22 protein-coding genes and 1 pseudogene are annotated in these 22,177 nt (G+C 34.9%); 16 read left to right on the forward strand and 7 right to left on the reverse strand.

Annotation, left to right across the window (positions count from 1 at the left end):
- The first annotated feature begins 84 nt into the window (after positions 1-84).
- Entirely contained in the window at positions 85-1,044 is a 960-nt protein-coding gene (locus ABWU38_RS04265) for an IS5 family transposase (protein ID WP_353272271.1), read from the forward strand.
- 12 nt (positions 1,045-1,056) lie between these two features.
- On the opposite strand, the gene ABWU38_RS04270 is transcribed toward ABWU38_RS04265, so the two are convergent.
- The 3 genes from ABWU38_RS04270 to ABWU38_RS04280 all read right to left on the reverse strand — a co-directional run bounded on the left by ABWU38_RS04270 (position 1,057) and on the right by ABWU38_RS04280 (position 3,143).
- A complete protein-coding gene (locus ABWU38_RS04270; RefSeq protein WP_353272529.1) occupies positions 1,057-1,263 on the reverse strand; it encodes a hypothetical protein in 207 nt (68 codons plus the stop codon).
- A gap of 273 nt (positions 1,264-1,536) precedes the next feature.
- The gene (locus tag ABWU38_RS04275; protein WP_253309131.1) at positions 1,537-2,625 is read right to left on the reverse strand and encodes a Fic family protein; all 1,089 of its coding nucleotides are present in this window, start codon (positions 2,623-2,625) and stop codon (positions 1,537-1,539) included.
- A gap of 227 nt (positions 2,626-2,852) precedes the next feature.
- A complete protein-coding gene (locus tag ABWU38_RS04280) occupies positions 2,853-3,143 on the reverse strand; it encodes a DUF4143 domain-containing protein (RefSeq protein ID WP_406829296.1) in 291 nt (96 codons plus the stop codon).
- 279 nt (positions 3,144-3,422) lie between these two features.
- Between ABWU38_RS04280 and ABWU38_RS04285 the strand changes: the two genes are divergently transcribed.
- Positions 3,423-3,596: a hypothetical protein gene (locus tag ABWU38_RS04285; RefSeq protein WP_353272530.1), complete on the forward strand. Its 174-nt coding sequence runs from the start codon at positions 3,423-3,425 to the stop codon at positions 3,594-3,596.
- Between the two features lie 803 nt (positions 3,597-4,399).
- On the opposite strand, the gene ABWU38_RS04290 is transcribed toward ABWU38_RS04285, so the two are convergent.
- Positions 4,400-4,618, reverse strand: a complete 219-nt coding sequence (locus ABWU38_RS04290; RefSeq protein WP_253309132.1) for a type II toxin-antitoxin system RelE family toxin — start codon at positions 4,616-4,618, stop codon at positions 4,400-4,402.
- A gap of 15 nt (positions 4,619-4,633) precedes the next feature.
- On the reverse strand, positions 4,634-4,852 hold the full coding sequence (locus tag ABWU38_RS04295; RefSeq protein WP_253309133.1) for a hypothetical protein: 219 nt from the start codon (positions 4,850-4,852) through the stop codon (positions 4,634-4,636).
- Between the two features lie 150 nt (positions 4,853-5,002).
- On the opposite strand from ABWU38_RS04295, the gene ABWU38_RS04300 reads away from it, so the two are divergent.
- From ABWU38_RS04300 to ABWU38_RS04335, 8 genes and pseudogenes are all read left to right on the forward strand, one after another.
- Complete coding sequence (locus tag ABWU38_RS04300; RefSeq protein ID WP_253309134.1) at positions 5,003-5,467, forward strand: hypothetical protein; 465 nt, start codon at positions 5,003-5,005, stop codon at positions 5,465-5,467.
- 105 nt (positions 5,468-5,572) lie between these two features.
- Positions 5,573-7,507, forward strand: coding sequence for a tRNA uridine-5-carboxymethylaminomethyl(34) synthesis enzyme MnmG (gene mnmG, locus ABWU38_RS04305; protein ID WP_265016503.1), 1,935 nt, complete (start codon positions 5,573-5,575; stop codon positions 7,505-7,507).
- 5 nt (positions 7,508-7,512) lie between these two features.
- A complete protein-coding gene (locus tag ABWU38_RS04310; protein ID WP_253309136.1) occupies positions 7,513-9,180 on the forward strand; it encodes an aminopeptidase P family protein in 1,668 nt (555 codons plus the stop codon).
- Positions 9,181-9,299: 119 nt separating this feature from the next.
- Positions 9,300-9,665 carry a hypothetical protein gene (locus tag ABWU38_RS04315; RefSeq protein ID WP_096641498.1) on the forward strand — a complete coding sequence of 122 codons (366 nt, stop codon included), beginning with the start codon at positions 9,300-9,302 and terminating at the stop codon, positions 9,663-9,665.
- A 620-nt stretch (positions 9,666-10,285) separates the two neighbouring features.
- Positions 10,286-10,483, forward strand: coding sequence for a transposase (locus ABWU38_RS04320; protein ID WP_264688017.1), 198 nt, complete (start codon positions 10,286-10,288; stop codon positions 10,481-10,483).
- Between the two features lie 3 nt (positions 10,484-10,486).
- Positions 10,487-10,720, forward strand: coding sequence for a DDE-type integrase/transposase/recombinase (locus ABWU38_RS04325; protein ID WP_253307195.1), 234 nt, complete (start codon positions 10,487-10,489; stop codon positions 10,718-10,720).
- A complete protein-coding gene (locus ABWU38_RS04330; RefSeq protein ID WP_353270857.1) occupies positions 10,717-10,845 on the forward strand; it encodes an IS3 family transposase in 129 nt (42 codons plus the stop codon). Before ABWU38_RS04325 ends, ABWU38_RS04330 begins: the two co-directional genes overlap by 4 nt.
- 57 nt (positions 10,846-10,902) lie before the next feature.
- A pseudogene (locus ABWU38_RS04335) lies at positions 10,903-11,055 on the forward strand (transposase); the annotation flags it as partial.
- Positions 11,056-11,307: 252 nt separating this feature from the next.
- Here the strand turns inward: ABWU38_RS04335 and ABWU38_RS04340 are convergent.
- Positions 11,308-12,504, reverse strand: a complete 1,197-nt coding sequence (locus ABWU38_RS04340; RefSeq protein WP_253309138.1) for a hypothetical protein — start codon at positions 12,502-12,504, stop codon at positions 11,308-11,310.
- Positions 12,505-13,893: 1,389 nt separating this feature from the next.
- On the opposite strand from ABWU38_RS04340, the gene ABWU38_RS04345 reads away from it, so the two are divergent.
- From ABWU38_RS04345 to ABWU38_RS04360, 4 genes are all read left to right on the forward strand, one after another.
- Entirely contained in the window at positions 13,894-15,687 is a 1,794-nt protein-coding gene (locus ABWU38_RS04345) for a reverse transcriptase/maturase family protein (protein WP_253309139.1), read from the forward strand.
- 56 nt (positions 15,688-15,743) lie between these two features.
- Positions 15,744-17,813 (forward strand): hypothetical protein, encoded by a 2,070-nt coding sequence (locus ABWU38_RS04350; protein ID WP_353272531.1) that lies wholly within the window; start codon positions 15,744-15,746, stop codon positions 17,811-17,813.
- A gap of 63 nt (positions 17,814-17,876) precedes the next feature.
- The gene (locus tag ABWU38_RS04355) at positions 17,877-18,911 is read left to right on the forward strand and encodes a latrotoxin-related protein (protein WP_353272532.1); all 1,035 of its coding nucleotides are present in this window, start codon (positions 17,877-17,879) and stop codon (positions 18,909-18,911) included.
- A 28-nt stretch (positions 18,912-18,939) separates the two neighbouring features.
- A complete protein-coding gene (locus tag ABWU38_RS04360; protein ID WP_353272533.1) occupies positions 18,940-19,062 on the forward strand; it encodes a hypothetical protein in 123 nt (40 codons plus the stop codon).
- Between the two features lie 190 nt (positions 19,063-19,252).
- Here ABWU38_RS04360 and ABWU38_RS04365 read toward each other — a convergent pair whose 3' ends face one another.
- A complete protein-coding gene (locus tag ABWU38_RS04365) occupies positions 19,253-20,122 on the reverse strand; it encodes an Rpn family recombination-promoting nuclease/putative transposase (RefSeq protein WP_353272534.1) in 870 nt (289 codons plus the stop codon).
- Between the two features lie 129 nt (positions 20,123-20,251).
- Between ABWU38_RS04365 and ABWU38_RS04370 the strand changes: the two genes are divergently transcribed.
- Both ABWU38_RS04370 and ABWU38_RS04375 read left to right on the forward strand, forming a co-directional pair.
- A complete protein-coding gene (locus ABWU38_RS04370) occupies positions 20,252-21,172 on the forward strand; it encodes a helix-turn-helix domain-containing protein (protein ID WP_353272522.1) in 921 nt (306 codons plus the stop codon).
- Between the two features lie 170 nt (positions 21,173-21,342).
- A complete protein-coding gene (locus tag ABWU38_RS04375) occupies positions 21,343-21,876 on the forward strand; it encodes a JAB domain-containing protein (protein WP_353272535.1) in 534 nt (177 codons plus the stop codon).
- Positions 21,877-22,177 lie beyond the last annotated feature (301 nt).

Genomic DNA, 22,177 nt, shown 5'->3' on the forward strand with positions numbered 1-22,177 from the left:
TTATTGTAAGAAGAAAAGCTTTTTAATATATGGCTACTAACGCATTTTGTTGTAAAATAGGCATTTTTCAAACAAGTACAACTTATGCCACAAAAAATGAGAGTAAGTAACCAAAGAGAATATAACGAGTTTCTCAAAAAAAGAGGAAATGTTTTTCATTTTGTTAATCAAGCCATAGAAAATTGGTATGAAAATAGTCCAAAAGTTGCAGGTGGCAATAACACTTATAGTGATAAAGTTGTAATTTTAATACACATAATAGTTCATCTTTTTAGAATTGGCTTGAGACAAGCTGTAGGTTTTGTAAAAGGTTATATGGTACAAATAGGCAAAAAACTTAAGATTATCAGCTATACACAAGCTTCCAGAAGATTTAAAAAGCTTAATTTGAAGATTGATGACCATAGAAGCAATAAAGATGATCTGGAAAATGTTGAAATTGCCGTAGATAGCACTAGAGTTAGTATCTACAATAAGAACGGTGGGCATAGTAAGCTTAATATTCGAAAAAGAAAATACAGTGGTTATGGTCAAGTAAGAAAATTACATGTTGTTTTAAACATAAATGATAAGAAAGCAATAAGCATGAACTACACTAGTGGTGTTGCTGTAGACTATTTGCCGGTCTGCGATATGTTAGAAGAAGTCAGTGATAAATATAACATTTGTTCTATTCGAGCAGATGCGGCTTATGATATAAAAAGTGTGTATAAAGAATGCAGAAAATACAATATTGTGCCTATTATTCGCCCTAGGAAGGATACTAAAATTTGTTTAGCTGACTACTTATCAGAAAGAAACAAGTATATTAGTAGAATTAGGTCATATGAGAATTATGAAGATGGTATTAATGAATGGAAGAAAAAAGTTAAGTATGGAGCACGGTCTTATATTGAAGTCTTTTTCTATAGGTTGAAGCAAATATTTGGGTTTGGCTTGAAAAATAAATCAGAGGTAAATCGTGAAAAAGAGCTGTTAATTAAGTGCTACTTATTGAACAAATTTACTGATATAGGTATGGCTAAATTTAAATTAGCTGCGTAAATTCACTGTGATTTACATGCCTATCAGTGCTATGCAACAAAGCCTGTCAGGATTAAGAAAGAAATAATTAAAAAAGTTGGCAAGGAATTCTTCTGGTAATATAAATAAAATTAATGAAAGAAACGATGAACAGCAGACTAGGAATATCGTTTGGTCAACTATATATGCTGCAACGCGTTTATTAATTCCCGCATAGTTATCCATTTTTGTATCCAACACGATTGCCTAACATACCATACTAGCAGTTAAATAATAGTAAAATTGTACTCCTTGTCTTCTTCTTGCTTTCAACCAAGCAACTGGGTAAGTTGATCTATTTCATTTATTGGCACAATTTGCGTGTCTGCTTAAGAAAGTTCACAGAAATACTGTACATTTTTAATAAAATCACTCTGAAGCGTGCTTGATTTCAATACCCCATTCTGCTAGTACTCATGTCCTACTTGCCTTGAGTGCGTGCTTTTAACCCGAATTCTAGATTAGAAACAGTTTTTAGTTTGAAATCAAATCCTCATATTGCTTGCTAAGCTTGTATTTTCTTCCTCTGTTGGAAAAGTCTACAACCTCAATAAATCCCATTTCTACCCACTTTTTACAAAGCTGAGCACTGGTGCGAGGCTTAAAATTAAATAATTTGCCTACTTGACTAGCTGTAATCATGGAAAATTCCCCAAAGAGCTCAAGAGCCCTACGCTGTTTAGGATCAAGTTTACGTATAAGATCAGTCTGGTCAGTTCTGTGCCCTTCCTCGTTTATACGCTGTAAAACATTCTCAAATGCAATTGCCACACCTTCCACAAAATAATCTATCCACTTGGTAATATCTGCTTCAGCTCTTCCCATGTAATAGTTGTGCGATGGACCTATACTGATTGCTTCATAATACGCTCCTAGATTCTTGGCATAATATTCTTCCAATGAATAAAGTCCTTTTAGGTCATATCCACCAAGGTGTAAAATTAATGTAGTCAACAATCTTGCAGTACGACCATTACCGTCATAGTAAGGGTGAATTGTTACAAATTGATAATGCGCAATACCTGCAATAATTGGGCAAGGCACTTGCTCACTGTCACGAATCCAATCAATCATACTGCTCATGAGCTTTGGTACATCCTTTGCTTCAGGTGGCATATAAATTATTGCACGTGTACGGCTATCACGAATAACGTTTTGACCATCACGATAAGGTGTTGGTTTTATTTTAGATTTTCCACTTGCTATTACTAGAGCATGCAGTGTTTGAACAGCTTTCTCAGTAATGGGTATTCTCCTTGCTGCCCATTGTTCAATTCGAGTTAAGGCTGCATAATATCCTTTAACCTCATTTTCATCTCTCTTATACCTCGGAAAGTGACCTTTATGCTTTAAAATCTCTTCAATCTGTTTAGGCTCAAGTCGATTTCCTTCAATCATAGTAGAATAGTGTGTCGTATAGAGCCTTGCAGTTTCACGAAGAGATGAAAGCATTGATACAGTGAGTGGTAAATGTAACACTTTTTCCTTTGCTGCCTCAATTCTTATAAGGCAGCTAGCGATTTTGGAGGTAATTGTATAATTTGGTGTAAATTTTATCGGCATAATATCTGCATTACATTACTTCTATATTATGCTGATAAAATGCAGATAATGCAACATTTGCAAATCTAAATACTGTAGATTACTTTCTGGATAGTTGATCTATTTCATTTATTGGCACAAGTTTAACTTTTGCGTGTCTGCTGAACTGTATAACCCCTTAGCTGTTTGAGAGAGTTCACAGAAATACTGTACATTTAAAAAAAAATCACTCTGAAGCGTGCTTAATTTCAATAGCATCCACCCCATTCTGCTAATAAATCTATTTCGTGTCCCGTTCGGTCACGCCAAAAGTATAGATTGGCAGGTAATCCCTGATTGAGGCGCTTCTTGAAAATCTCCAAAACAATCAAATTTTCAAACAGAGCTCCTTTAAGGTAGTACTCCTTTTCAAGGCCAACAAGCAAGTCATAGAAGTATAACTTTGGCATCTTGATTAAACGCTTGTTGAAACTTTGGTGAAATGGTTGAAGAAAAAATATTAGGTAACTAGCTTCCAAAATATTCAGCCACTGCTGCATAGTTGTATGAGAAGTGCCACAATCTTGAGTAAGAGATAAGCTACTCGACCTAAGGTTTGCAATGTTTTTAAGTTGTCGAACGTCTCGCTCAATGTAGATAACTAGCCAGTGGATGCATGTTAAGGCCAGGACTTAAAAATAAATGTTTGTAGGCATCAGATAAACTGAAATGCCTATGCGCCCTGAAAGAGATATAGGGAAAATTTTGAGACCCTGTTAGTACACTTTGCAGGTTCTTAAAGATATCTCAGGATCAAAAATTGCGCCCTTTAGCTAGAAATGCCCTATGAAAACGAGATTCTTCTAAAGATACGTACATGTTTTGTAATAGTTGTTTTACCAGACTCTGTAAGGCTTTGTTGCATCGCTACTTATGAAAGGCTAACTATAGCTAGGATTATAAGCAACCTATTGAAAATCTTGTTTTTTTGCAATCAATCTGATCAAATTTAAGAATAGTAATTTATTATTTATATTAATAAACTTAATTCTATTGAAAATAGCTAAAGCATTGAAATTCTTGAATTTTAGCCGGATTAGTGAGTGGTAGTGAAATTTCTTTTACTCAAATTTAGGTATTCACTGACCGTTCTTGTTATAAATACCAGAATAATAAGCTACTGATATTCTCCATCTTTTTTATCTTTAATCCATCATAGCTAGCGATGCAACAAAGCCACTCTGTAATGTCCAAAGCAGTTAGAAAATCTTTCTAAAACTGGGGTTATAGAACGTAAATACATAAATTGAATTTTATAGTTTCAATATGCAAGAATACTATAAAAGGTTAAAGATGGCAACACTTACACGAACATTTGCTCGCTGAACTTTCTACAAAAACATAGTTGATGGAATTAAGTCGATAAACAACTCAACGTCCATCGACCCTGAGCCCTCCTTCCTGATCCATTCTCTACCTTAAACCGGAGGCTCCTCAAACTCTAAATCTTGTTTTCGTCGCCTCTCCCCTAATTATATACTATATTATATATAAAATATAATATAGTATATAATTTATAGGGGGGGGGTAGCCAAAAAAATGAGTTATTTTTGAGCTGAGCAAAGCCACCTAAGGTAGAGAATGGATCAGGAAGGAGGGCTGTATAATATATATAATCTTTATGATTTTCTGTATAATTTACTTATGTAACTTGATAAAAAAGGAGGGTAAAATTTATTGAAAAATATATTTATTGATTATCTTCAAAGCCTTATCGTAAATGGTGTCTCTATGTCCTATTGCAACGATAGTTACTTCATATTTCACAGTGTTTACATGATATATAATACGGAACTCTTAGTCTTCTAAACCCTTTAAAGCTATAGTGTAAAGGCTCACCAAGATTCACTGGATCGACCGTAAGCCGTTCCTGTATTGCTTTATTTACTCTTGATTCTATTGTTACCGGTAAAGCTGGAAGATCTTTTTCAGTAACATTCTTTAAAAATTTAATTTTGTAATGCTTTATTTCCACTTGGCGTCTTTATGATCAACATCTCCACTTAACGTCTTCGTAATCAACTGTTTCTGCACTTTCAATATCATATTGATCAGCAACCACAGATAATAAAAAGTCATCCATTTCAAGTTCAATTGCTTCTCCGAGTAGTTTCTCTGCTAATTCTTGAGCAGGCTGCTTAGTAAGTTCAGATAACTTAGTAAGATTCTGCAAAATTTCTTTACTGAGAGCTATGTTAGCGTTTGCCATATGTTTTACCAAAATCTACTACTGTAATAATTATACAACATTTTTCTAAATTTTTCAATAAAGAAAGGAAGTAGGGCTGTATAGAAATACATTTTGTTTTTATAGAATATCTTCTATAATTTCTGTATGTAATAGTTTTTAGGTATGACTATGAATGAAGACAAAGAGCATTTAATATTTGTGATTGGAGCATCATTAGTAGGCCCTGCAATAGGGGCACTTACAGGTTTGGGATTAAGTGTCACAGCTTTTTCACCTTTAGCCATAGGTGGAATTGTTGGTTCTATAATTCCAGCAGCGGCTATATTTTTTTTTGCAGGATGTTTGCTGTGCAAATCTGATGGAATAGATTCTAAAAGAGGTTGTACAGTTTTCAGTATTGCAGCACCCATAAGCGCTGCAATTGGAGTTGGTCTTGCTGCAGCTGCAACTGCTATTTCTCCTGGTATAATGCTTGGAGCCGGATCTGCAGTTTTAGCAGGTGCAACAATAGGAGCAATAGCAGTAATAGCGCCAATTGCAGGGTTCCTTATAGCTGACAAAGTGAACGATTATATTATCTCTCCTATAGTTGAGCACTTTTCTTCAAAAGGGAAGGAAGAAAGTTTAAGCTAATCAAGTAAGGTTTCTGTTATTCCAGTGTGTAACATTGGAATAACAAGATTTGACATTAACCGTTGATAATCGGAATATTAGTAGAGTAGAATTACTCAAAAAAGCATGCATAAATATGACGTAGTAGTAGTAGGTGGTGGTCATGCAGGGTGCGAAGCTGCTGCTGCGGCAGCTCGCCTTGGTGCAAACACGCTGCTTATAACTCATAAAATTTCAACTATAGGAGAAATGTCCTGCAATCCAGCAATTGGAGGAGTTGCAAAGGGTGTTGTAGTCAGGGAAGTTGACGCTCTTGATGGAATAATGGGAAGAGCAATCGATCAAGCAAGCATACACTCAGTCATTTTAAATAGCAGCAGAGGTGCAGCAGTATGGGGACCACGTGCACAGGCAGACCGAAAATTATATAAGCAGGCAATACAGGAAATTATTCTAAATTATAACAATTTGACGGTAAAAGAAGAGTCAGTTGACAATTTTCTTATAGAAAGTAATGGCAATGGAGAACCGTGCATTAAAGCTGTAATGATAAGCTCAGGTGAACGTATATCAACAAGTAAAGTCGTTCTAACTACAGGGACTTTTCTGCGGGGTGTGATTCATATAGGAGAGCAAACAACTCCTTCAGGAAGAATGGGAGATAAGTCTGCAGTAGAACTTGCAAATACGTTGAAGAAGTATGATTTTAGATTAGGTAGACTGCGTACCGGAACTCCACCAAGGCTTGATCGTAATACTATAAACTGGTCAATATTGCAAGAACAAGTGGGTGATAACCCACCTGTGCCGTTTTCTTATCTCACAGAAAAAATTAACCAACCTCAGGTATCATGCTTTATTACCCATACTAATGAAAATACGCATAAAATAATTAGAGAAAATCTTCATAGGTCAGCTTCTTCGTATTTGGATGACATTGTTGCACCAAGATACTGCCCATCCATTGAAGTTAAAGTTAATAAATTTGCAGAAAAAAGTAGTCACCAAATATTTTTAGAACCAGAAGGGCTGGATGATGATACTGTATACCCAAACGGAATTTCAAATTCATTGCCTGTTGAAGTGCAAAATGAAATGATAAAGAGTATCAAAGGACTTGAAAACGCAGAAATATTGAGGTCTGGATATGCAGTTGAGTATGACTATATTGATCCACGAGAACTAAGCCATACTCTTGAAACTAAGAAAATTAAAGGTCTATATTTTGCTGGCCAAATTAATGGCACCACTGGATATGAAGAAGCAGCAGGGCAAGGAATTATCGCCGGAATTAATGCAGCACTCTCTGCATCTGAAAAAAAAGAAAGCTTTGTTCTTCACCGCACAGATTCATATATCGGTGTAATGATAGATGATTTGGTCACCAAAGGGGTGATCGAGCCTTACAGATTATTTACCTCACGTGCAGAATATAGGCTAGCTATCAGGTCAGACAATGCGGATAGAAGATTAACACAAAAAGGTTATGATATTTCCCTTGTGTCGCATGAGAGATACTCTGTTTTACAGAATAAACTTGAATCCATTAAGCAGCTTGAAGAGAAGTTAGGGAGTCTGACGATTACTCCTGAGCAGCTTAGATCTTATGGTATTAAAATATCTTATGATGGGATAAGAAAAACGGCATTAGATTTACTTAGCTATCCAAACATCGACTGGAATAAATTACAAGAAATATGGCCGGAGTTAAGCAGCGTCACGCGCTGGAATGACAAAATGGGACACACCAAAGCGGATAATAGAGCTAAGAATGAAATATGCGAAGCAGTTGAAATTGAAGCAAAATACAAACCTTATCTAATAAGACAAGAAGCAGATATGAAGTTTTTACGAGAGGAAATTAACACTCAAATTCCAATTGATTTTAACTATTCACAAGTTAAAGGCCTGTCAAGTGAAGTAATAGAAAAGTTGGAGACGATAAAACCAGCGACGATTGGCATTGCAAAGCAAATACAAGGCATCACTCCCGCAGCGATAGTGAGCATATTAGTGTACCTTAGGAATAAGAAAACGAAAGTAGCTGCTAGTTTTGCGTGAGGTATATGTCAAAAATCGAAGAATTTCGTTCTTTTATGTGTGAAACAAATGTTGACGCATTTATGTTGCATACTAAAGATGAATATTTAAATGAGTATTCAGAGGAGCTAACAAAGCTGTGTGGCTTTACAGGAACAAATGGGCTACTTATCGTTACAAAAGACAACAAGTGCCCATTTTTTACGGATGGACGCTATATCACACAAGCTCGCAATCAGCTCGATCGGGGCAATTTTCAAGTATATAATATACAAGAAGAGGATCCACGCGAATGGGTAAAAGCAAACTTAACATTGACCACCTCACTAGGTTACTATTTGCAATATTTTACCATAGAAGATATAAGAAAGTATGAGAATATCTGTAAATTAATACCCTGTTTAGCTGGAAAAAAAAGTGACTATCGAAAACAAGCAGTGGTTTTACATTCTATTAAATATGCTGGTGAAAGTAGCAAGAATAAATGTGAAAAAGTCGCTAAAAGCATAGATAAAGAAGCTGAAGCAGTGCTTTTAACTGATCCAAATTCAATTTCATGGCTATTAAATTTAAGAAATGAAAATGCCAAATATACTCCATGTATATTGGGCCGTGCTATATTGTATAAAAGCGGTAATGTTGATTTGTTTATTCAAGATAAAGAACATTCAACTATAGAAGCAAATTTAGGCAATCATATAAATATTTTTGATATTAGTGAGCTAGAAAATTCGCTGCACAGGCTAAATTCAATAGTTATAGATCCAAACACAACTCCAATGAGTATCATGGCTGTAATAAAAGATAAACAGGTAGCTGAAAGAGAAGATCCTTGTCTAATTTATAAAGCAGTAAAAAACCAAACTGAAATAGCTGGGGCTATAAATGCGCATATCAGAGATGGAGTGGCAGTTACAAACTTTCTACATTGGCTTGAAAGTAATGTTGGTACAGAACTTGAAGCTGAAGAAAAGATTTTAGAATACAGAAAAGAACAGAATTTGTTTAAGCAACCAAGTTTTCCAACAATTTCCGCATTTAATGAAAATGGTGCAATAATTCACTATCGTGCAAGCAGTAAGACGAATAAGGTAATTCAGAAAAGTGGACTATATTTGATTGACTCTGGTGGCCAATACCTTAATGGCACAACTGATGTGACAAGAACTGTAGTGGTTGGTAATCCGACTAGTGAGCAAATAACCCACTATACAATAGTATTGAAAGCTCACATTGCTGTAGCAAGTGTCATCTTTCCTTCTGGCACTACTGGTGGAGAATTGGATATATTGGCACGTACGCATTTATGGAAATTTGGAATGGAGTATATGCATGGTACAGGGCATGGAGTAGGAAGTTACCTATCAGTACATGAAGGACCACAAGCAATATCAAAGGGCAATAAAGTGAAACTCACGCCAGGAATGATACTTTCCAACGAACCTGGTTATTACATTCCGGGAGAGTATGGAATAAGAATTGAAAATCTGATGTATGTCGACAGACAAGAAAATAGCTTTTTACATTTCAAACAACTGACCTTCATTCCATATGATAGAAGGCTAATAGATGTGCAAATGCTTACTAAAGATGAAATTGAATGGATAAATAGCTATCATCAATTTGTCTATGAAAACTTAGAAAATAGCGTAAAAGATAAGGAATGGTTAAAGAAGGTATGTGACCATTTGTAAGCAAAGGAGCATTTTTTATTGTTTAAAAAGTATTAATGCAATTGTGATAGGTATTTTGTATTGTTTTTAATTTAAAAACGATATATAATAAAGAATACGTATTTTAAGGTAGACATATTATGATAGACAAAGGACAAGAAGATGAATTTATGAAGCAGTATATGGATACTTGCAAAGAGCAAATAGAAAAATTAGCCAAGGATCCTGAATTGCTTAATCAGACTTTAAAACCATTTATGCAAATGTCCCAGCAGCTTATGGCTGGCGGTATGTTAGAAGGGGCTATGCCTGGCATGGTACCTGATTTGGGTAGTATGGATGTTAACAAGATGATTGCTCAGATGAAGGAAATGATTGACTACATAAGAGGTAACTATAAGGAACTAATGAAAGAACATAGCTCGCAGATTCAAGAGCTTGATGAATCCAGTAAAAAGCTAAGAGGCTTAGTTAAAAAATTGATAGAAAAGATCGAAAGTAAATAAACAATATCTAACGCAAGTCTCTTCTGTCATTCTATGCACAGCTGCATAAGTGTCTAGTGACCTTACCCAGAAAAAGTAGAGAGAAAGTTAAGACGTTTTTGGAGTAAAATAAAACGTTTTTTCAAAATATGGCAAATAGAAGCAGCAGGATTCAAATTAGAAGCTGTTAAGCTGGTTAAAGAAACAGAAGTAAAAAAATAGCAAAAGATCTAGGCATAGATGGCAGTATGTTAAGTAAATGGGTAAGAAAATATGATGGAAAAATGTCAGAAGCATACGCATTTCCAGACAAAGGCTCCTTATGACAAAGAAAGATTTGATCTAAAAAAAGAACTAGCAAGAGTAACAAGAGAAAGAGACATTTAAAAAAAAGCCCTGACCAAACAAAAAGAGTAAAGTATTCTTTTATATAGAAATTGCTATAAAATACAGGAACTATGTAGGGTTTTAGACATATCTGCTGGTGGTTATTATAAATGGGTTGCTAAGGGAAAAAGCAGTAAGGAATTAGCAAGAGATGGGCTTCTAGCAGATATTCAAAAAAAGCATCCAAATGCAGATCCCTAAAATTCACGCTGAATTAAAAGCTTTAGGCAAAAATTAAAACAGTACAAAGTGTTATGCAGAAAAATGGTATTCGGGCTATATTGAGAAGAAAATTTAAAACTAAGAAGCAACAAACGGACAATAGAGTCGTAGCTCTCAATATATTAGACCAAAACTTTATTGTCGATCAACCAAATAAAATATGGGATTACTTATATAAAAACCAAAGAAGGATGACTATATTTGGCAGGATCTATATTCACGCATGGTAGTTAATGAGCAGTTCAATAAATAAACAATTGGTTGTTGACTCTTTATTGATGGCCGTTAATAAGCGCAAACCCGATAAAAATCTGCTGTTACATAGCGATCAAGGGTCACAGTATACCTCTCAAAATTACCAATTTCTATTGAATACAAAAAACATCATTTCCAGCATGAGCCATAAGGGATGTTGTTACGATAACTCTGTTGCAGAAAAGTTCACTCAAAAGGGAGCTGCTTATTGATACTTCTCGCTCAACAAACCAGAACTGCCATATTTGAATACATAGAAATCTTTTATAACAAACAACGTAGGCATTCTACTATTAATTATTGCATTCCTGCACAATTTGATGCATCATTCTCATGACAAAAACGTCTTAACTTTCTCTCTACTTTTTCTGGGTAAGGTCAGTCTGAAAGAACGAGAAAATTAATAGAAAGTGTTGGATGTAAAGTTTTATTTTTGCCGCCATACTCGCCTGATTTAAATCCAATTGAGAAGTTCTGGTTTGCCATCAAGCATGCCATAAAAAAAAGCGCTGCCAAGCTTTTGGCCCGATATCAATTCGGCTATTGATTTTGTTTTTCAGCACTCGGGGAAACCTTACTTAGGTTAGCTATATACAGCATATTTATAAGTATAATAAGATTATATTAAAATTTACTTACTTATTAATATGCTTGATTAGATATAAGTAAAATGTCATATGGGATGGCTTTGTTAGCTGCTTTAGGTGGTGATAAATGGATAGTCAAGCAAAATTACATTTGTAACTTTACTTGACTTGTCCGTTTTTTTATATCTTTATTACAATCATAACCTCTAGCCCTAAATTACACCTCTTGCTGTATTAGATGGACGTAGAACAGGACCCAATTTTGTGTTTAGTTGTTCTGGAAGACTTTCTAAAAGATCCATAACTAGTTTTGGCTGCTCAGGCTCAGCAGAATCAAGATTACTGCTTGGTTGTGAATCTTTCGGTTGCACGGTAGAGCAAGCTTCTTCGTATGATGGTGGTTGTTGTACTTCTGAAAGATTTGGGTACAATCTTGGCTGCTTAGGTCCATCGTATGGTGGTGCCGAAGGTTTTTTACCATAATCGCCTACTTCTGTTTCTTCTTGTTCTAATTTCTTCACATCTTCAGTATTAGTTGCTTTATCTACATATTTTGGTCCTTCTATAAAGTCTTGCATTTCTTTTGCAAAACTATGCTCTAGATAACAACTTGCTAAGTAAGCTACACCTGCTATTATAAGCGTTAATGCCATAACAATGAAAGGTGAAACTGCTATATACCTAAAAACCGTTACTTCATGCATACTCATATGAGTGGGTGGGTTAATGGCTATTATTATTGGGAGAAAGAAGAATACAGAAGTAAGCATTAATATTATAGCAGTGATACCTAAACATCCTAATGCTACTTCTTTTAATAATCCTCCGTTTTTCTTTTTATTATTAAGGCTTTGATATATTTCATGAATGTTAGTGTTGTTAGTATAGTCTTCTAGTTCTTTTGAAATCTCAGCCTTTAATTCTTTAACCTCATTTTCTAGTATAGAATAGTATTTTTGCTTCAATTGATCACTCAATACTGATTTACCGTCACTAAGAACATTTAAAATGTCTTGTTTGCATACCTCAATTTTTTTAGAAATTTTAGAATTGTTTTGTAGCTCCGCTTCTTGTATATCTTGATCCATTTTGGCCTGTAATTTTTTACTGATCTCATCAAAATCTTTAGATAAATTCCTGTGAACAAGGTATTTTAATATAATAGGTAAAGCTAGTGCATTTCCTCTATAAAGTGAAGATAAAAGCTGCAAAGCGAAAGAATTAGGTATTGCTTCTCTTGGTAGAGTTAAAGTTTCATTGTATCCATGTTCGATAACTAACTTTACTGAAGGTTCTTTGAACCTTTTTCTATCATCTATATGAAATACCCCTTTAGCAAAGAAGTTTTCTAATTTCTCAAAAGGACAACAGTTTTTCTCTAATTTTACTTTTATAATACTGCTTAACATTGCAACCTCACTAATTATTTTATGCACGCAGTTTAACACTATTTTAATTATTTGTCAAAAGAGTGTAATTATTAACTATAATATTTAATTAATAAGGCTTTGTTTTTTTTAATAAGAAGCAATCTAAGATAGACGGCTGCTATAGCTAAAGTGGCTTAGGTTTACCAACGATTTGAAAAACAACAAATTCGTCATTCCGCTACTTGTTAGCGGAATCTATCCTTGGCGGTATGACGTAGGAAAACCTTTCTTGGGTTAGGTGTGCCGTAGAGACACAAAGAATGTTCAAGTAAGAGCAAACTAAGTGCAAAAGCTACGCAATAGATGAGGGTGGGCCCCTCGGAGCCGGTTTACAAGAGCAGGCTTCAAACAACTATAAGCTGCTTTGGCAAGGTAGTGAGCGTTATGGAAAAGGCACAATTATATGTCATGTAAGGAATGGAGAGATGAACGAAAGTGAACCACTGATGAAGTGTCGAAACCTTTTAAATGACGTCAAAACCAGGGGTCTAACTTAACCTGGGATAAATCTATCGGGAGCTTGTTTACCGGATAGGTGGCGTCCGGCATAGAGGTGGCGTGAATCTATTTTGGGCTATTGCGTGGAACTGCGGGAACCTGTCGTTTCGATGATAAGGGAGAAATCCAAGGAGCTAAACTCCAAGGGTGAGAGTACCGATGCGAAAAACAGGGGCGCGTAGTAGTGAAGAAGTCTCTGTAATGGAAATGGAGCGAAGGGATTTAGTTTTAATTGTTTTGTCAACCAGAAATGGGATGAGCAATTGATTAAAACAGAGTCCTTGATTATGCTATAATTAGTAGCAAGGGCCGAATAATGGGAGCTGTGTGAGTCGAGAGGGTGCGCCGTGGTACGCATTAAGAAATACTTAGCAGAGCTAAGCGGGGTTCAGAATAAATGGCCTCGAGGTGAACAACTAACTTTAACCCGAAAGGGAAGGAGGACAAGAGCATGTATGTAAAGCGAGAGTTATCTGAAGATGTGTAAGATAACGGCTTGCAACACCTGATCAATATGGTTAAAGCTAAACTGCTTGAATTCTAATCTTCAGGGGTGGGACTTCACATCCATGGGTATCGCATTTAAAACCCCATGTCTACGGTAAGCACAGATTAAACTTTCGTTTGTGTGACATTCTGGCTGTAGAACGATAAGTAGTGAACTTATTTAAGAGGATGAATGGAAAACCTAAGTTGATCTAGAACAGTTCTTAGTGACGGAACATGGGATGACCTAAGGAACGCGAGTTCTATGGTTACGGAGTCATCGTAGTAGTCGTGAAAGTAACGAATCACCGGGGAGCGTGGGAAAGCCACATACAGGGCAAAGGGTGACAGATAATTGAATGTTGAAATTGGGAGGTACGCAAGATGCGGAAAGCTGAAACAATACTTAACATTATACGTGAACGTGGACAAAGAAATTTGCCGGTTAAAAACGTATATCGCCTACTTTATCAGCGTGATCTTTACCTTCGAGCGTATGGCAAACTTTGTCGTAATAAAGGTGCTATGACAGAAGGTGTGACAACTGAAACAGTTGATGGTATGTCTTTGGAGAAAATCGATAAAATCATAGAGGATTTACGCTATGAGCGATATCGGTGGACACCAGTAAAACGTATCTATATTTTAAAGAAGAGTGGTAAACGCAGGCCGTTAGGATTGCCAACATGGTCAAATAAGTTACTTCAAGAAGTAATCCGATTAATATTGGAAGCCTACTATGAGCCTAAATTTAGTGAATGTTCACATGGATTTCGACCAAAGCGTGGATGCCACACTGCATTAAGAGCAGTAATGCAAAAAGGCAGAGGTACAAAATGGTTTATAGAGGGAGATCTCAGTGCATGTTATGACTCAATTGATCATACTATGTTGTTGAAAATACTGAGTGAAAGCTTCCAAGATAACCGTTTTATTCAGCTAATCAATCGACTGCTAAAAGCAGGATATATGGAAAATTGGAAGTACAATAAGAGTCATAGTGGGGTACCACAAGGTTCTATTATTGGTCCAATTTTGAGTAACATATTACTCGATCGGTTAGATAAACATGTGGAACATATACTAATACCAGCAAATAACCGAGGTAAGCGAAGAAAGACAAATCCAAAATATTTAAGGTTAACCATGCAAGTATCGATGATGAGAAAACAAGGGAACTGGGATCAAGCAAAACAACTGCGTCAATTAGTGCAGGGTATGCCATCTAAGGATTCTTGTGATCTAAATTATCGACGTCTTTGGTATGTTAGGTATGCTGATGATATTCTGGTAGGGTTTGCAGGACCAAAAAATGAAGCTGAACAAATTAAAAATGAGATTGCTAAATTCCTCAATGAGGAGCTCAAACTTATGCTTAATGAAGATAAAACGCTTATTACACACGCGTGTGATAGCAAAGCCAATTTTTTAGGTTATAAAATACACGTCTTGCATGCAGATGATAAACATGATCATCGGACACAACGATGTATTAACGGTAGTATTGGGTTACGTGTACCACATCATATAAAGCAGAAAAAGTGTTCTGAATATATGCGTTGTGGAAAGCCTATACATTTACCTCAACGTACACTTGATACAGCTTACAGTATTGTTGCTCAGTATCAAACTGAATATCGAGGAATTGTACAATATTACAAAATGGCCTACAACCTTCACACACTAAGTTATTTGAAGTATGTGATGGAAGTATCATTAGTAAAGACTTTAGCATCTAAATACAAAACAACTTGCAGGAAAATTTATAGAAAATTTGGTGCAATGATTGAAAACGACGAAGGTGAAAAACGAAAAGTCATCCAAGTCAGAGTAGATCGTTTACCATCAAAGATACCATTAATTACACACTTTGGTGCTGTGTCACTAAAATGGAATAAATGGGTAAGTATAAGTGATAACCTTATACCAATATGGAATAAGCGTAGTGAAATAGAGCAAAGACTATTGGCACAAACTTGTGAATTATGTAAATCACAAGAGCAGATTGAAGTACATCACGTACGTAAACTTGCTGATTTGCTAGGTAAACGTAATACTGAGCTACCGAAATGGAAAAAGAGAATGATTGAACGACAGAGGAAGACTCTTGTTGTTTGTCATGAATGCCATAAGAAAATCCAATATGGAAAATATGATGGTGACTCCTTAAAACGTTAGATTATTGGAGAGCCACGTGATACGGAAACGATCATGCGTGGTTCGGAGAGGGGTTGTTGGAAAAGTACTTAACAAGTAACTCGCTGGCTGCCCACTCTACTTTAACCAATGCAAATAATGCTATTGCTGTTGGGTTAAATTTAGATCACACGGAACCGTTTAGAACTGAAGTAAAGCCTATTAAACAACCACCAGCTCCTTTGATGGAGGAATTTATTGAACTAATTGGCAAGTGGGATAATCAATCAGACTATGAGGAAGTTTTTAAGAGAGAGGTAAAAGATTTATTGTCAAGCGAATACTATACTTTTCCAGCAAATAAGGAAACGAGAGACATTTACTATTTTAGCAGATATATTGTAGGTCAATCAATTTTAATTGATGAAACTGATGTAAAAAAATATGTATTTTCTTATAATGAATTTCCTTTGGAATCTAAGACAAGAGGTAAGGTACAGTCAGAAGAAAGGCCTGTGACTACCTTGGTGTTTATCAGAGGTGGCAAGAAACAAAATAAAACAGCATTTGTTTTTCACATAATTGAACAAGAAACAGAAATACAAAATCTTAATCAAAAAAAAGTTCCAGTTGTAGATATACCTGAAGTTGGAAAAATAAAAAACGTTATAGAAATTACGATAGGTTTGAAGAAGTATAAAGAAAACTTATCTTTCACAGACCTTTTTGAGATAAAACAGATAAGTAAATATAAACCAAGTGGTGCAGATCAGCAATTTACAGGTAGTTTTCTCAAGATACCTAATTCTGATGAATTAAAGGCAGAATTTGACCAGGCAACTGCTTCTCAGCATGTTACTTCTTCTGATGGTAAAGATTTATTAATAGATTATAAAAGGCTACTTACTGAGATAGCAGATACTATTTATCCTATTAAAGGTTTGATCAATGATGAAGCTAAATTACAAGCTGTGCTTAATGGTTTGCTTAGTAGTTATAGTGATTTGAAGCTAAAAGAGAGTTCTGCAAATCAAGTAGATTCTGAAAAAATTATAATTATACCTGAATTTCAAGTAGGAGCAGGTGGTCGTGTTGATATGGTAATTCAAGGTATTGGTCCTTCACTTCAAGGTACTAAAGAATATACTCCTATAGCGCTGGAATTTAAGCTTATAGATAAAAACTTAGACGAAAAAGGAATGAAAGAAGAAGTTGATAAATTAACACAAGAACAAAATGTTAGATATGCTAAAGGGGCGGCGCTGAAAGCGATTACAGATAGTGATAAAATGTTTTTCATGGGTGTAGTTGTTAATGTGCGAGCTAAAGATAGAAATTCTTTAATATTAACGAGTGACGAGCTTATTCCTGCTAAAGTGAGCCATAGTTCTATTGACGTAGCCATAGAAGAAGATTTAGAAAAGCTAAAGAAGGAACTATCACAAAGACTCAAGAATATGACTATACAAGAAGAATTTTCTACTTTAGAGTCTGCAACAGCGGAAAACGATTATCATTACTGGCTTCAACAACATGATATAGCTGATGTTGCAAGGGTACGATATGATTATAAAACTGGTGAAACTGATAGGTTGTTTGAGGTTGTAGGGTCAGTAGGACATATAGCTAATCAATTGGAAAAATTTCAGAGTAAAGTAACAACAGATGATAAAAGAAAGCCATTAACTTTAATTGTGAATTTAGATAACAATCATTGGGTTACATTAGTCGTCTCTCATCAAAATGGGCAGTACAATGGTTACTATGCGGACTCGTTGGGTAGTAATGCTCCAGATAATATTCGTCAAGTTTTACAAGATGCTCAAATTAACGTTAATGATGTTTCTGTTACTCAACAGAGAGATGGTTACAATTGCGGTTTATGGGCATTAGAAAATGCTAGAGATATTAATGCTGCATTGCAAAGAAGTGGAAATAATGTTCTTGATCAAATAAGAGACGAATTGCAAATTCACCGAAGGGGTGAAAATTATTTTATGGATATGAGAAAAGATGTTTCAGAGGCATTAAGTATAGATCAACAACGTATAGCTAACCTAGAATATATATTTGCTAGAGATAGTAGCTATGATGCAAGACCTGGAAATGAGTTAAGATCTCCAGGAGTTGGTAACGTTTCCAGGAGGCGTGGGCGTGAAAGTCCATGATAAACGAAGATATGAGATTAACTCAAAGCAGTGTAGTATATCTCTGTTTGTGATAAATATGATTTGATCAGTACTGACGCTTTTAATGACAGTATCATAACAAATAACGAAAATAATATGGAGGTGGATAAGTCATCTATCATATATTTTAAAAATTTCTATGAAGAGCCTAAGATGAAAACCTTGTCTGTAAAATTTGCTGATAAAGAGGTAGTGTTAAAAGATCATCAGGAAGAAATAAGTACGGCAAGAGACGTGAGTGTTGTGAAAAAAGGACATAAGGATCAAGTGTATAATGATGTTTTCAATCGTACAAAAAACGATTCAGAGGTTATGGTATCTGATCAACTTCGTAGGCATAGACATGAGCATAGCAGACAGAGCATTAGAAATCGTAGAATGGTGAGTAGTAATGGTATAAAACCATCTTCATGGATAAATGATTTATTTGGTTGGATGAAAAGCTCTGTGAGTGGGTTATTAGGTTCTAAATCTGAGGAAACATCAAGTACTCCAAGTTCAATCTCACAAGTTGATGCACAAATAGATGTAAATGGTACAATAATGTTACTTGATTTATTGGTTAGAAAAGTTACAGGTCATGAGTATATTTCTACAGTAGATCAGTCTATATCTCCACTAGAGGCACAGGAATATACACTCAATATTACAAATGGATTTGAGAAAGTAGTAGAGCAAGCTGGATTAAAAAGTGGTGTATCAATGCATCGATTAAATATTGATTATATGGGAATGCAGAAAGAGATTACTAGAAAAGTCATGAGTGGTAAATTTAATGAAATTTCAGGGATTTTAAAATCGTATGTAGAGAAAGCATGTCCTGGTAGAGAAGCTGGTAAATTAAGTCCGAAGAAATTTGATCAGTTTATAGCTCAATTTAATAAGGGTCTGCTAAATCAATCAATAGAGCAGATATTACACAACGGAGATAGTAGATTAGAAGTTGATGGTGCAAAGGAAATGAGTTTAGAGCCTCAAGGTTATTTAAGTAATGCTTCAGTTCACAGACATTCAAAAGTATCAACTTGTCTTTCTGAGATAGGAGTAACCAAGCTTGTGAATAACCTCAGTAGGTAGACTAAAATATGAGAGATGGAGGTATAATATGCCAAATAGTGGGAAGTTTACAATAGGATTTAAAGTAAAGGTAGCCAAAATAATTAGGGAAACCAGTATCAAGTTTGATGATCTTAATACTAAAATGGATGAAGTAGACATTAAATGCTAAGTGGTTAATGTATTTTCCATATTGAACTTACAGCACGTAGCTTTGATATAGAAGTTTGGGTAATGTTATGATAGTAATTTATATAATTCTATGTGCAATCTTTATAGCTGTTTTAGATAGTTCATTAGACTCTTAATTAAGGGGTATGTCTAACTTAGGAAAGGTTTTCATAAGTGAATAAGTAGGGATATTATGTTTTTTTCTTAAGTTGTAAAATTTCAGAATGAGAGAGACCGGTGATTTGAGCTATAACATCTATAGAGACACCGGCCTTGAGTGAGTTTTTTGCTACTTCGATTTTTTCTTCTTGTCTACCTTTGTGAGTAGCATCATCGAGTTTTTGAGCAAGGACGGCCTGTTCATCACGAATACGCTTGATCTCTTGTTCATAGGCAATAAATTCTTTTTCTGACCAGTTGAATCTATTTAGCTCTTCATAGGCCTTTTTAATTATTAAATCACTACCTATTATTTTTTCCAGGTATTCTTCACTTGTTTCATCAGCATACTTAAAAAAATATACCCACTTCTCAACTATATTTGAAAGCTGATCTTCTTTAGTTTTGGAAAATTTAGGTAATTCAATAAATATAAAGTAAAAATCTTTTAGATCATGCTCATTAGTATATTCATCGCGAATAGTATGCTTTGACTTATACTCAGACTTATCAGGAAATAAAATACAATCCGCTATAGCAATAAAGAAAACCTTCTTTAAATCAATGTACTTACCACCTTTATCAGCCTGCCTCGAGTAAGCCTTAGCAGCATATAATTGAGCCCGTTTTTCGAAGCCTTTATCACGAGCGAGTTGCATCTCAATCACGTATCTGGCCCCAGTGGAATCTCTGCACAGAACATCGACAATACTCTGCTTATCAGAGGCAATTTCAGGGTCCATAATGGTGCTAAGGAATTTAACTTCTTGTATAGTATTTATTTCAGTAAACCCCAAAATATCATTCAAAAAGTGGATAAGGATATTCTTATTTTTTTCAGTACCAAAAATTTTCTTAAATGTTAAATCAAGCTTAAGATCTAAAAATTTTGAGAGAGCCATGAGAAAGTAAGATAAAAAGCATTAATAATTATACACAATTGTGAAGAAATATTCAACTAAAATTCAAACATAGAAAGAAGTATCCCTTTTGTATATCTTTATTTGGTAGTATTAACCTGTATAATATTTATGGCAAATATCTCTATAAGGTATCAGATAGCAGAAAAAGTGAAAAGCTGGAGGTTAAAAAGAAAATATACTCAAAAAGATTTAGCAAAAAAAATCAGTACAACATATCAGGTAATACTGCAATATGAAAAAGGAACACGCAGAATTTCAATTAAGAAGTTATATGAATTAGCAGAAGCATTATCAACAACTGCTAGAGATCTAGCTTGCGGACAAGAAGTATCAAATGAGGAAAGGTATGAGGAAGAAGAGATATTAAATCTAGTAAGAAGACATAAAGAGATTAAGGATCAAGAATTACGTGAAACGTTTTACTTATTAACCAAATTCATCCGTATTAGTGAGGAAGAAAGTGGAAAGGCAGTAAAAGTAGAGGTGGCAAAGGGTTTAGTTAAGGAAGGAGTTTCTGCTCATGTTATCTCTCAAACGACCAGTTTATCTATTGATGAATATGATAATGATGAGAAAAAAATTTCTATTCCGTATAAAGTAGGTCAAAGAATAAAAGAATGGAGATTGATACGAGGATACACTCAAGAAGATTTAGCAAGCAAAGTGGGCGTAATAAATCAAAGAATATATGAATATGAACAAGGACGAGCTGCTGTTTCACTTGAAATGTTAGATGAAATAGCAAAGGTACTATCAATTAGTATTACAGACCTACTTCCAGAAACAAGAGAAAATGAGAATAGTGAAGCAGAGCTATCAAGGTTAATAGAAGAATATAAAAAGATTAAAAGCCAAGAGCTACGTAATGTACTAATAAAATCTCTGTTTGAAAGCATGCAAGTTTGCAAAGAGAAAGTGAAGAGAGTAGAAAAGATGAGAATTGCAAAGAATTTAGTTAAGGAAGGAATTTCTATCAATATTATTTTAAAAACAGTGGGCATCTCTTTAGACGAAATTCAACAAATTTAAAATAAAAAATCAGTATCTATTAATATACTTACTTTTTGATGAAAAAATAAGTGAAAAAGATTGAAAAATTAATTTGACTTCACTCGAAAGCTATGGCTCTATGCCAATGCTGACAAAAAAACAGCAGTAAATATATAAAAACATTTTGTTATTAGTGAAGGGTAATTTTTATGAATAATAAGAAAAATAGTAGAGATCGTAGAGAAGAAATAGAGTTCAGAGCATTAGAAAGCAACGGTAAAGCTCTACTTGATCGTGAAGTAATAGAAACGTTTCTAAGTGCAGTGCATGACAGGGAAGAAGCTCGAATTATTGCTAGAAAGCTAATAGATAGTTTTGGAATAGGAGGAGTTTTAGGCCAGGAAATAGATGACTTGAAAACTATAGAAGGGATAACTGACTCTACAGTAGCAGTAATTTTATGCCTAAAGGAAGCTGCAAAGAGAGTACCAAGAGAAGAGTTAAAGAAAGGACCTGTAATGGATAACTTGGAAACCATAGTAAAATATTTGAGGGTGAGTATTGGTTATTCAGAGGAGGAAAAGATGAAAATAATATATTTTGATCAAAAGTGCCGTTTAAAGGGGGAAGAAGTGTTCACTGGTACAGTGGATAAGGTACCTTTTTACATAAGAGAAGTAACAAGAAAGGCATTAATAAGAAAAGCGACGTCAATAATAATATCGCACGATCAACCACCTTAATACCCCATTCAACAACCAAAAAGAGATTACAGTTACAGATCCAACTCATCCGCTATTTGGCAGAACTTTTCCTATATCCTTTATCAGTTCAAGAGCCCATTGTAGTAGTAATGTATTTGTTATTCATCGTAATAACATAATTCTGCGTATCCCGTTTCTTGCTACCAACTTAGCCAGTAAGCAAGATTTTCTCACAAGTAAATTAACATGGGATTCATTATACGAATTTGTTTCTTTAGCAAAGGAGTATAAATTATGCCATGTAACCCAAATAGAGTGTGGAAAAAAATGCCGCAATGTC

The organism is Wolbachia endosymbiont (group A) of Urophora cardui, from assembly GCF_964028435.1.
Classification (GTDB): domain Bacteria; phylum Pseudomonadota; class Alphaproteobacteria; order Rickettsiales; family Anaplasmataceae; genus Wolbachia.